The 10969-nt window shown below is 44.7% G+C and carries 20 protein-coding genes; 19 read left to right on the forward strand and 1 reads right to left on the reverse strand.

Annotated features, from left to right (window positions below; translation table 11 throughout):
• Positions 1-21: 21 nt before the first annotated feature.
• Together CEX98_RS22640 and CEX98_RS23025 are read left to right on the forward strand one after the other, a co-directional pair.
• The gene (locus CEX98_RS22640; protein WP_099031019.1) at positions 22-528 is read left to right on the forward strand and encodes a hypothetical protein; all 507 of its coding nucleotides are present in this window, start codon (positions 22-24) and stop codon (positions 526-528) included.
• Positions 529-695: 167 nt separating this feature from the next.
• A complete protein-coding gene (locus CEX98_RS23025; RefSeq protein ID WP_172439847.1) occupies positions 696-839 on the forward strand; it encodes a hypothetical protein in 144 nt (47 codons plus the stop codon).
• 6 nt (positions 840-845) lie between these two features.
• On the opposite strand, the gene CEX98_RS22650 is transcribed toward CEX98_RS23025, so the two are convergent.
• Complete coding sequence (locus CEX98_RS22650) at positions 846-1247, reverse strand: helix-turn-helix domain-containing protein (protein WP_099031017.1); 402 nt, start codon at positions 1245-1247, stop codon at positions 846-848.
• 135 nt (positions 1248-1382) lie between these two features.
• Here CEX98_RS22650 and CEX98_RS22655 point away from each other — a divergent pair, with 135 nt between their 5' ends.
• The 17 genes from CEX98_RS22655 to CEX98_RS22730 are packed head-to-tail and all read left to right on the forward strand — an operon-like array spanning position 1383 to position 10473.
• A complete protein-coding gene (locus CEX98_RS22655; protein WP_010604421.1) occupies positions 1383-1658 on the forward strand; it encodes a hypothetical protein in 276 nt (91 codons plus the stop codon).
• Positions 1659-1714: 56 nt separating this feature from the next.
• On the forward strand, positions 1715-2095 hold the full coding sequence (locus CEX98_RS22660; protein WP_099644179.1) for a hypothetical protein: 381 nt from the start codon (positions 1715-1717) through the stop codon (positions 2093-2095).
• Positions 2082-2558: a hypothetical protein gene (locus CEX98_RS22665; protein ID WP_095729158.1), complete on the forward strand. Its 477-nt coding sequence runs from the start codon at positions 2082-2084 to the stop codon at positions 2556-2558. Before CEX98_RS22660 ends, CEX98_RS22665 begins: the two co-directional genes overlap by 14 nt.
• A gap of 9 nt (positions 2559-2567) precedes the next feature.
• A complete protein-coding gene (locus CEX98_RS23030) occupies positions 2568-2723 on the forward strand; it encodes a hypothetical protein (RefSeq protein WP_172439848.1) in 156 nt (51 codons plus the stop codon).
• Entirely contained in the window at positions 2720-2977 is a 258-nt protein-coding gene (locus CEX98_RS22670) for a hypothetical protein (protein ID WP_099644180.1), read from the forward strand. The genes CEX98_RS23030 and CEX98_RS22670 overlap by 4 nt, the downstream gene beginning before the upstream one ends.
• Positions 2974-3201, forward strand: a complete 228-nt coding sequence (locus CEX98_RS22675; RefSeq protein WP_099644181.1) for a hypothetical protein — start codon at positions 2974-2976, stop codon at positions 3199-3201. The genes CEX98_RS22670 and CEX98_RS22675 overlap by 4 nt, the downstream gene beginning before the upstream one ends.
• Entirely contained in the window at positions 3201-3512 is a 312-nt protein-coding gene (locus CEX98_RS22680) for a MarR family transcriptional regulator (protein ID WP_099644182.1), read from the forward strand. Before CEX98_RS22675 ends, CEX98_RS22680 begins: the two co-directional genes overlap by 1 nt.
• 2 nt (positions 3513-3514) lie before the next feature.
• Complete coding sequence (locus tag CEX98_RS22685) at positions 3515-4432, forward strand: hypothetical protein (RefSeq protein ID WP_099644183.1); 918 nt, start codon at positions 3515-3517, stop codon at positions 4430-4432.
• The gene (locus CEX98_RS22690; protein WP_099644184.1) at positions 4429-6207 is read left to right on the forward strand and encodes a DDE-type integrase/transposase/recombinase; all 1779 of its coding nucleotides are present in this window, start codon (positions 4429-4431) and stop codon (positions 6205-6207) included. Before CEX98_RS22685 ends, CEX98_RS22690 begins: the two co-directional genes overlap by 4 nt.
• A 1-nt stretch (position 6208) precedes the next feature.
• Positions 6209-7354, forward strand: a complete 1146-nt coding sequence (locus CEX98_RS22695) for an ExeA family protein (protein ID WP_099644185.1) — start codon at positions 6209-6211, stop codon at positions 7352-7354.
• A 2-nt stretch (positions 7355-7356) separates the two neighbouring features.
• Positions 7357-7719, forward strand: coding sequence for a hypothetical protein (locus CEX98_RS22700; RefSeq protein ID WP_099644186.1), 363 nt, complete (start codon positions 7357-7359; stop codon positions 7717-7719).
• A complete protein-coding gene (locus CEX98_RS22705) occupies positions 7712-8386 on the forward strand; it encodes a DUF7168 domain-containing protein (RefSeq protein WP_172439849.1) in 675 nt (224 codons plus the stop codon). The genes CEX98_RS22700 and CEX98_RS22705 overlap by 8 nt, the downstream gene beginning before the upstream one ends.
• A gap of 12 nt (positions 8387-8398) precedes the next feature.
• Complete coding sequence (locus CEX98_RS22710; protein WP_099644188.1) at positions 8399-9016, forward strand: DUF3164 family protein; 618 nt, start codon at positions 8399-8401, stop codon at positions 9014-9016.
• Positions 9017-9026: 10 nt separating this feature from the next.
• Positions 9027-9674, forward strand: coding sequence for a gp16 family protein (locus tag CEX98_RS22715; RefSeq protein WP_099644189.1), 648 nt, complete (start codon positions 9027-9029; stop codon positions 9672-9674).
• Complete coding sequence (locus tag CEX98_RS22720) at positions 9667-10065, forward strand: Mor transcription activator family protein (protein ID WP_099644190.1); 399 nt, start codon at positions 9667-9669, stop codon at positions 10063-10065. The genes CEX98_RS22715 and CEX98_RS22720 overlap by 8 nt, the downstream gene beginning before the upstream one ends.
• Positions 10059-10304, forward strand: a complete 246-nt coding sequence (locus tag CEX98_RS22725) for a hypothetical protein (protein WP_099644191.1) — start codon at positions 10059-10061, stop codon at positions 10302-10304. The genes CEX98_RS22720 and CEX98_RS22725 overlap by 7 nt, the downstream gene beginning before the upstream one ends.
• Positions 10294-10473: a hypothetical protein gene (locus CEX98_RS22730; RefSeq protein ID WP_099644192.1), complete on the forward strand. Its 180-nt coding sequence runs from the start codon at positions 10294-10296 to the stop codon at positions 10471-10473. The genes CEX98_RS22725 and CEX98_RS22730 overlap by 11 nt, the downstream gene beginning before the upstream one ends.
• Positions 10474-10969 lie beyond the last annotated feature (496 nt).

Here is a 10969-nt window from a genome sequence, read left to right on the forward strand (position 1 = left end):
CGAGTACTAGGGAGAAGTATAATGCTGGCTGGCTATTCTGAACTACTAAACCAATTAAATAGTTGGTTATGGTTAGTTTCAATATCATTGCCGTTTGTTGTGTTGTTTATGGGTAAGGGTAGCCAGTCATACTTTATTGTCGCTGCTGTTTGGTGTACAGCTCAATTGTTTAATCTTCAATTTGAAGAAAAGCTCTGGGCCATCGCGACTGAGCCTGGAAACCTATTTTATTGGTTTGGTTCTTGGGCCACAATTGATGTTTTGTGTATTGCTTTAATCATCTTTTGCCATAAGTCACTAAAGATAAAGATTGATTTTGAAGCTTTTAGTATTTCAATATGCTTAGCTATGTTAGCTATTCTCCAGATACTAACTTACCTTGATGGAGTAGTATGGCAGACTTATTTGCTAGGAGAAGCTTATACACTGGGAGTCAATACAGGCAACCTCGCCAACAGCTTAATTTTAGCAGTTCCCATCGTTTGTAAAGCCATCGAATCTTTCAATCTTAAAAGGGGGACCACGTAATGTTCGCTGTTTCATACATATGTATATTGTTTGTATTCATTACATACCTTGTGTGCCAGCTTTTTAAATATAAATCAACGCCCGAAGACCGCATTCGGAAGCTTATCGAAAAGCGTGTTCAGCGTGACTTTCAAATTAGGGCACACAACATTTTAGTAAAAAAACCAATGATCGATAAAATGGTAAATAACGATCATAGGTATAATGCATTGCTCGACTGGAAGAAAGAAGTTGAAGGTTATTACAGGGACTATGAAGCACAGGTTGAATTAGAAGTTTCTCAATACAACGTTATCAAATTAAAAATCTAAAGAGAGTTAACCCTCTTTAGATTTTACCGATATTTCAGGCATATCTTTAAAATCCACATCCTCGCCAGCTGCCTTCTTTATCGAATACAAAGCGAAGTTCAATACTGTATTAAAAGGGGTTTCCCTTGATTTGGTAACCCAACCAAGCTCAGCTGTATCAAACAAAAATGAGGTCATACCTTCCAATATCTGAGTTTCAGAATAATTTCCGTGGTTTTTATTACCTGTCAGTACGTACTGGATATCCACTCCAAACTCAGCAAATGCAGCTAGTTGAACCGCTGTAGGTGATGTTGAGCCTTTCTCCCAGTCAACCAAAGTTCGTCTTTTTGCGCCTGCAATTGCGGCAAAACTCTCTTGGTTCATTCCCAATTTTTCACGCTCTTCTTTTAGACGAGTTCCAATCATGTGCAGATATCCGCCATAAATATATTGACATGTGCAGATATCTGCACAATAATCAACTCAACATTTAACCAAACCCTTTTCTAACCGTTCGCCAAAACACTTTAGAAAGGGTTTTATTCAAAAAGGTAGAGTACTATGAATCCAACGGAAATTAAAGACGCCATCGCAGACGAAGGCTACACACTATCAATGGTTGCAGCAGCTTTAGGAGTAAACCTTGCGACTGTTTCAGGTGTAGTTTGTGGCCATTCCCAATCACGTCGCATTGCTGAAGCAATCAGTAAAATTATCAAAAAACCTATCAATGAGGTGTTTCCTGATAAATCCGCCTATACCAATCCCCGAGTATTAAGAGGGGAAGAGCGTAAGCAAGGTATTGCACAACTTCAGCAACTGCTGGCCGCCTCGTAAGGGCGAAGTAACCATCTAATCATTAATTCAGTTACAGACCTTACAGGAGCCACACAATGCAGATAATTAGCCCGTACATAGCACAGTGCTATCAGCGCCAACAAAGCCGTGTTTTGTTGTTGGTACAAGCGATTAACCACCACTCTGCGCTCAATATGCGTATAGCTGCCAAGTTCAACAATAAGTTGGCGCAGTTCTTTAGCGCTCGCGCAGTAAACAGTGGCACAAGGTTTATCGTCAATACACAGCCATTCAAGCAAGTTATTAAACTGGTAAGTAGCAAATTCGGTTTGCATGGTTTGATCTCCCGTTTACGTGATGATCAAATTCTAGCCAGCGAGATCACTCCTTGGGAAGTTCCAAAAATTCTTTCTTTTTGGAATACCCGTAAGCTGACTTCAGCATTGCAAGTTGGAGGGACTTATGACCAAGCCTAAACGCCGTCAGTGGAGCCGTGTAGTCGCTCGCAGCCTGCCTGAGTCCTTACAGCTTTGTAAGGAGCATGGAATGGCGACACGAAACATGAGCGTGCCACGCATCGCTGATAGAACGGGCGTAAGCACCGATATGCTTTATAAATACCTTGGTAATGGCGATATGCCCGCTAGCTTATTAATCCCATATATGGCTGCTACAGGCAGAGAGTACCCACTCCAATATATGGCACACAGCTTGGATAAGTTGGTTGTCGATATGCCTAAAAGCAAAAAGCCTTCAATGCCAACATTGAATCATCTAAATCAATTTGCAAATCAGGTAATTGGTATGGCCATGCAATTGGAAGAAGGTGGTGGAAACCATCAACACGTTGCAGAGCAAATAGTTGTTCTGATGCAAGAATTGGCTTACCAAAAACTCGAAGTCGAACGTCTCGACGATCCCCAGCAGCAGCTTATTTAGGAGCATATTATGACTATCAAAGACCAAGTTGCGCCTAAAAAACACCATAACGAGCAAAGTTCGAGCGTTTGGTTGGGTAAACAAGCAGGTAAAACTGTGCTGCTAATGAGTTTGGAGCAGCTAAAAGCACTGGCACACGGAAAATCACAAGGAGAGAACGCATGACTATTTTGACGCAACCGATTGAACTTGAACATGTAAAAGTGAAGAACACACGCGTATTTATTCAATGCCAGTGCTGCAAGCATAAGGAGCTAGCAAATCAAGGCAATATCACACCGCTAGAGTGGCGTAATGCTGCATTAGTTGTTGGTTGGCGTCATGTGATGACCGAGTACACAGATATAGATGTGGTTTGTCCTAGCTGTGTAGAGGCATTTCATACACCTATTCAACAGCCTAAAAGGGAGGCGGTATGAAAATCTCTAATCATCGCAGTGCCTGTGTATTCAAAGAAGGCCATCAACTAACTGTATGGGTTTGTCCAGACAGTGCGGGGCTTGTCAAAAGTGGTCAATGGGATGCTGAAAAAATGGAAAACAACTCATTGTACCTAACGGCCCCAGCGACCCGTGAAAATTGGTATGAACTACATGCTTATGTACGGAGGCTGTTTAGCCCTGTAACCGTGGAGTGTGGCTAATGAGTAACGAACGATATCTATCCCCCCAAGTGCTGCGAGTACTGGCAGCGGTTGAGTTGATGGCGGGTAAAGAGCTGGATGGTGTTGAGCCAAAGCAGCTGGCCCAGGAGTTAGACACTAGTCCAGCAGATGTAACGCGCATATTGGCAAATTTGGCACATGCGGGATGGGCTGAGCGTCTACCGGGGAATGAAAAGCGCTGGCGCTTACATAAAAAGCCTGTGCAGTTGAGTAACACGGTAGACCACAATATTAAAAACGTACTGCGCAACTTACAGCAAGAGTACAGCAACTACAGTATTTTGAGGTAGTTATGAGCGAGAAAGATATAACACCGACGGTTGAGAAAGCCCTAGTTGAAGGTAAAGACCTACTCGCGTCTAAACAAGAAGTTTTGATGGAGTTGGGTCGTCTACAAGCCTTCACCCATATGAAAAACTATGCGACAGTCGCAGAAATCATCACTTTTAAAAAAATAAGAGAATCTAAAGAATACAAGGGGTTAACTTATCAAAAGGATGGAAAAACTGCGACGGTCGCAACAATTGAAGAATTTTGCCCTGCATTTTTGAATCGCTCGTACCGTTCTTTAAAAGAAGCGGAAGAATATCTGGCGACTTTTGGGGAAGAGTTTTACGAAACGTCAAAGCAAATAGGTATTGGAAATCGTGAGCTACGTGCTTTGCGTCAACTTCCCGAAGATGAACAAGCGCTGGTTATAGAGTCGGAAGCCGTTGAAACAGGCGATAAAGAAGCCGTAAAAGAGCTAATCGACGAACTCAAAGCGAAGCACGCTAAGGAAAAAGAGAAAATCACTCAAGAGCTGGACGCAACCGAGCGCATGCTCAAAGTGTCTCGTGATTCTTCATCCAAAAAAGAAGAGGAAATCATTAAGCTCAAAACCGACCTAGAAAGCAAAAAGTTTAGTGCCGAACGCTGGAAAGGCGAAGCCAAAAGCTTTTTTGAAGCCTTGGCTAAAACCCAAAACCAAGTGCGTGAAGGGTTTAACCAAATGTTGGTACTCAGTGAGCAGCTTGAGACGGTAAAGATTGATGATAAAACCTACGATGCCGCTAAATCCGCGTTTTATGCTGACAGCAAAATTTTACTAACTCAACTCGCGCATGTGTGGAACGAAATACACCGCACCTATGGCGACTTAGACGACGCGCGCCCCAGTGGTGAGTGGCTGGCCGAAATGGGCTTTGAAGGCATGGAGGTGATGGAATGAACGCATTATCTCTAGAGTACTGGGCTGAACAGCTAGACAACGCAGGCCACGGCCAAAAAGGCACAATCCGCGAAAAGGCGTGTGAAACACTGGGCCTAAGCAAAGACGCGCTATATCGCAAACTCAAAAAGCTTGGCTGGCAAAGTGGCAAAGCCAAACGCAGTGATGCAGGCACAACAGCGATGGACGATGAAGCCTTGAATATGCTGGTGGCCATTTTAAACCAAGGGGTACGTGATAATGGTAAGCGGATCATGGATGTTACCACGGCTAAATCAATCTTGGTTGCTAATGGCTATGCCTGCTTAAGTACAAGCCAGATCAGCCGTGTACTAGCTAAACGTAATGCCTCAGTTAGCGCGTTAGATAGAGCAACACCGCATGTTCAAATGCGCAGTTTAGCGCCTAATCATGTACATCAAGTAGACCCTAGTTATTGTTTGCTTTATTACCCGCCAGGTAAAAAAGGCAAAGTGCAGCGCTACGCAAATGACTCTGAGTTTTACGCAAATAAGCCAGAGAACTTAGAGCGCATAAAGCACTTGCGAGTGTGGCGTTATGTATTGGTTGACCACAATAGCGGCATGATCCGCGTGCGTTATTACGAGTCAGCGGGTGAAACGCAAGCCAATATGTTCGACTTTTTAATGTGGTGTTGGAAGCAACACGAAGGCTCGCCATTTATGGGCGTGCCACAAATTCTGTTGTGGGATAAAGGCAGTGCCAACACAGGTAAAGCAATTACCAATGTATTAGATGCACTCAAAGTTAAAAACATACCCCATGAGGCTGGTAACCCCCGCGCTAAAGGGGCTGTGGAAGTGGCAAACAACATTGTTGAAAAGCAATTTGAAAGCCGCATTTTGTTTGAACCGGTTAGCAGTGTTGACGAGCTAAACGAGTCGGTATGGGCATGGCAAGAGGCGTTTAACGCCAACAAAATACCTGGCATGAACTGCAAGCATAGTCGGCACAAACAAGCACGTTCAGATGTATGGCTAACCATATACCAACCACAAAACCGCGACTACCTGCGCATGCTGCCAGATGAGCAAGTTTGCAGACTACTACTGACCAAAACAGGTGAAACACGGAAGGTGAACGGTGATCTGGAGATCACTTATGTTCATCCACGTACCAAACAGCAGCACCGCTATGACGTTGGTGAACTGGAGCATGTACGTAACGGGATCACGGTTTCGGTTAGTCCAATTATTGTGGGTGATACGCCGGATTTATTAGTAGGTGTTACAACCCCCCTTGATGAAGTGGTGTATCACCAAGTTCAGCCAGCAGGTGTTGGTGAAGATGGCTTTAGGTTAGATGCCCCTGTAATTGGTGAAGAGCACATCCAAAACAAAGACACAGCGACTCAAAGCGCAGCTAAAGCAGCGGATAGGCTCGCTTTTGAAAATCTCAGTGATGCAGAAATCAAGCAGGCTAAGAAGAAAAAGCTAGCTCCATTTGGGGGCGCTTTGGTCGCTCACACACACCTCAAAAATGTTGAGCACGACACCCGCATTGCGCCTAAGGGAGAAACTATTGAGCTAGACAACGCGATTGCTAAGCAAGTCGCGGAAGGCTCGCGCAAAGGCAAAGTGTTGGACTCGCTCGATTTACGCATGGTTGTAGCACAGCGTTTGGGTAGGCCGCTGCGTCCTAACGAAATTGATTGGCTGAATGGCCAAAGTATTGCTGAAGCGGAAGTGTCAGCGGTTGTTGAACAGTTGCACCTAGGAATTGTGGAGACTCCAGTGCTGAAGATAGCGAGATAGCATGAAAATAACAAAGCTTAGCCATGTGTTTGAAGTACTGGGAGTTAAGCAAGCCCAAGTAGTAAAAGCATTAGCCGCTAAAGGGCTGAAATTTAGCAAAGCTAGTTTAAGCCGTGTAGCAACACAAGCCGACTGGCCAAAAACCTGTGATAGCAAAGCGATTAAAGCAGCCATTGCAGAGTATTTAAAAGAACTCGGTGCAACCAGCGAGCAACTAACCGATTTGTTTACCTGGTATGAGCCAAACAAAAACGCACAACCCGAAGTTGAATATGAAGATCCGGAGCCTGAAATGCTAACAGCTAACGCAAAGAAGTTTTTTAAACTACGTCGTGACCCGTTTGAAAACGAGATAACGAGCGAGGGTGACCTATTTTTGGTTGATGCCCACCATGTAATTTTAGAAGACATGCTAACGGCCGCGAACGCTGGCAGCATGATTGCACTCTATGGTGAGTGTGGAAGCGGTAAAACGATTATTCGTCGCACCTTTATACACCAAGTGCAACAAGATCATCCTGATGTGATTTTGATCCAACCTGCACGATTAGACCGCCGCAAAATAACCGCAGAGTCTATCTCTACCGCTATTTGTAGAGCGCTACAAATCAAGCATAAACCAAGTGCTGAAGAGCGTGATGCAGCAATAGAAGAGGCATTGATTGAAAGCGCCAACAACGGCCATTTACACCTAATGGTAATTGATGAGGCACACGATTTAAGCGCTGATGTGATCAAGCTACTCAAGCGCATTTGGGAGTTAACGCACGGGTTTAGGCGTGTGATGGGGATTGTACTGATTGGCCAGTCGGAGCTTGCCAAAAAGTTAAGCGGCCAGCACGTTCGTGAGTTTAGCTGGCGCTGCAATCAAATAAAGATGCAGCCGCTAGGGATTTATGTTCCCGAGTATATTCGCCATAAGCTATCTCGCGTTGGTGTAGATGCTGACAAGATCTTTACTGAGGATGCCCTTAGCGCGATTCGCGGCAAGTGCATGGGGCGCATTCGCCACGGCATCGCTTTGGATGATGCCGAGCTAGATCGCTCTTACCCACTCAATGTGAACACTTGGCTTGCTAAAGCCATGAATGCCGCCGCTCAAATTGGTGAGCAGCAGATCACAGAATCATTAGTTTTAAAGGTATAGCCATGAGTCAACAGGTAGAAATTACACTCACTGGCGTCGCGAACGTCAAGATCACAAAGCACGTCACGTTACCCAAAGCTGAAGCCGACAAACTGCTGGCTGACGACAGCAAAATGCAAGAAATGCTGACACGGCACAATTCAGTTGAGGTTAAAGATTGGGGCCACGTATTCGGACAAAAGCTACGCGAATTTGCTATTGCCGCGCCCGAGCCTGGCTTCGCATGTGCAAATCATCATTGTGGTTGGGTAGGCAATGAAAGTGACAAAGCCGCTGTGTATGTAGGCGACCAGCTATCGAGCGCATGCCCTAAATGCCATTCGGTAAAGTTTTATAAAGTTCAGCAGGTGGTGCCTCGTGGATAAGCGCATTTTAGACAAGATCAAAAAGTGTTTAGCGTTGGCTAAGTCTGCAACTAACGAGAATGAAGCCGCAGCAGCTATGCGCTCAGCGCAAGCGCTAATGGAGAAACACCGCATTAGTGCTGAAGATGTGGGCTTTTCTGATATAGACGAGCGCCGAACAACGTGTGGCGCTAACCGGTTGGTTAAGTATCAAGCCATGTTTATTAACCTGATTGAACGTGCATTTGGTGTGGATGCATTTATAAACCAAAACTTTTGTGCAAGTAGTGATATTCACTTTATTGGTATCGCCCCGCAGCCTGAGCTGGCTAGCTACTGCTGGGATGTTATGTGGGCAAAGCTAAAAGCGGATCGGACAGCTTATGTTAAGCAGCAATCAAACCGCTGCAAACGCAGTACCAAAATAGCCAGAGGTGATCGATTTGCTGAAGGTTGGGTAATCGCTGTTCACCAGCAAGTTACCCAGTTTGCCCGTACAGACAACGAGAACCAACTCATTGAAGCATATAAGGTACGTCATTACCCAGACCTAGCACGGAGCAACGGCACAGCACGTGGCAAAAAAGCTAACGTCGGCAATGCGATAAGCGACGGGTTTAGGGCAGGAAAAGAGCACTCTATACACCGCCCAGTAAGTGGCGAATCTCAACGTAAACTAACGCAGTAAGGTGAAGAAGTGATGGAACAAGAGTTTTATATAAATCGAAGTGGTTACAAGGTCCCAGCAGATAAAGTGAGCGACAACGACAAGGTGCAAAATGCGTTGGTGTTAGAACTGGTGCAGCGCGCAAAGCAACTGAACGCAGAACATGAACACTTCAAACGTGGTGTGTACTCGCAAGTAAACGACTTTATTGCGGAGATGGCTCATAACTACAACGTTGAGATTGGCGGAGCCAAAGGCAATATCACGCTAACCTCGTATGATGGCAAAAGCCGTGTAAAGGTTGGTGTTGCTGACGACATTAGCTTTGGCCCTGAGATTCTGATAGCAAAAGAACTGTTCTTAGGTGTGGTAAATGGGTTGCTGGAAAAGCTAGACGATGAAGCGCAGCTAATTAAAGACATCGTAATGAACGCGTTTGAAACCGACAAAGAGGGCCAATACAGCAAAGCTAAGATCATGGAGCTGCGCAGTAAATACCGTTACAGCCACAAGTCGGACGATTGGGCCGCTGGTATGGAGGCAATAGATGATGCGTTTATTTTTGGCTCAACAAAAACGTACGTGCGATTTTACGAGCGTAACGAGCTGGGTGCATGGATTCAAATCCCATTGGTTAGTAAATCTCTATAAAGGTGGCGTTATGTATTTATCAAAATCTAGATACATTCAACTCATTCATATTGGTAAAGGTCAATTAGGTTGGGACGATGAGCTTTATCGCCAAGTATTAACTGGTCTGACTAAAAAAAGCAGTTGTAAGGATATGAATGCAGGGGAGCTTAAAAAGGTCTTGGATCACATGAAAGACAAGGGCTTTAAAGTCGAGGCTAAAAAGCACGGTGGTAAAAACTCGCCGATCACACGTAACAAAGAGCCAGAAGACAAAACCTCGCTGGATAAACTGCGTCAGGTGTGGATTGCCATGAGTCATCGCGGCTATTTACGCGATGGCTCGGAAGCCGCGCTACTCAATTGGAGTAAAGCTCAGGCAAAACGCATGAATAAGAATGTGGTTATTGAGCGTTTGGAGTGGCTACGCGCACCAATGGTTCATGCACTGATTGAGCAGTTAAAAAGCTGGTATGCGCGTTGTATGGCCGAACAACTCAAAGAACTGGTTAATGTTTTACAAGGGTTAAAACTCAGTAGCGCACACCAAATTGAAGCAACCAAAACTGTTTACGAGCTGGGAGATTTTAAAAAGTGCAGTGTTGAGCAGCTAGAGGCCGCAATTGCGTTTATTGGAGTTATGTCTGATCGATATTCGGAGGCGTCTAAAAATGGCTGAAGAATACGGCAAAGTTACCGAACGCGGCGATGGCATGTTGCTCACTATATTTGAGCTGGTCATGCGTGGAGTTAGTGAAACCGTTGATGAACAATCGGCGCTAGATATAGGGCGAAAGGTTGTTGATTCAATCCGCCATACATTTGGCGGTGAGGTTGTATATGTCTGCAAAGGCCGTTCAATCGACGCAATCATGATGAGTAACAAAGTTTGGGCTGAGTTTAACGGCAATAATCATGTTGAGTTATCAAAAAAGTACGGCTGTTCAGTGCAATGGGTTTATGAAATTGTTCGCACTATGCAAAAGCTAAAGCGCGATGAAATGCAAGGAGATTTGTTTGATGACAGCAAAGGCAACGGCCCACAGGATAAAGGGCCATCAATATGCTGAAACCAGATCACGAAACAACGATAAACACATGGCTGTTATTGCTAGCTCTAATTACAACACTGCTGCTCGGTTTTGAGTTTGGCAAAAGGGTATATATAGAAGAGCAAATGAGTGAGCCAGTGCAAACAGTCAGATTTGGTCGCAACGGCGGCCCATCAATTCCACCGATAGAACCAGAAGCCCCACCTTTATATAAGGTAATTTGGGAGCTAATGAGTGAGGAAGAAAATGAAGAGTAATAATGTAGCACTACAACATATAGCTAGTTATCTAAATGCTCATGGCTGCAAAACCCTAGATGAAGTTGATGGTGCTTTGCAGTTGTTGATTGAAACGGCTAAAGTTACACAGAGCCAGTACAGAAATGGAACTGCTGAGAAAGCGACCTCAGTCCCGTCAATTAATTAAACATGGAGAGAAAAATGGGAATACCTTCAATCGAAGAGGCTATCATGCTATTTGTCATTGGTTCGGTATCAATACTTTTTATTGTGCTGTTCGTAGCTTGGTGTAAGAAAAAGCGATAAAACAAAAAAGCGGCGCAAATTTTTGAGCGCCGCTGATTTTCACAATATCAAACTCATTTTAAAATAGGCTCTCACTCTATCCCGAACTCTCCCACATATTCCCGCAGTTTTCGCACAATTAGCTATAGAGTTTTTGTACATTGGATCAAAACCCGTTGCAGCAATGCGACGGGTTTTTTGCTATGTGAGATTTAAAACACCTCGCGAGATAAACTCGCTCCCACCACACCCTCCGCATGGTAGGAGGTGGCTCACCCGCCGATTTGTGCACACACCCAGTCCAAGACGCTGAAGATAAAACACAAACACCTCGCGAGGTAAACTCGCTCCTACCTTAGTCTCAACATGGTAGGAGACGGTTCATCCGCCGATTTGTG

The organism is Pseudoalteromonas piscicida (assembly GCF_002744175.1).
Classification (GTDB): domain Bacteria; phylum Pseudomonadota; class Gammaproteobacteria; order Enterobacterales; family Alteromonadaceae; genus Pseudoalteromonas; species Pseudoalteromonas piscicida_B.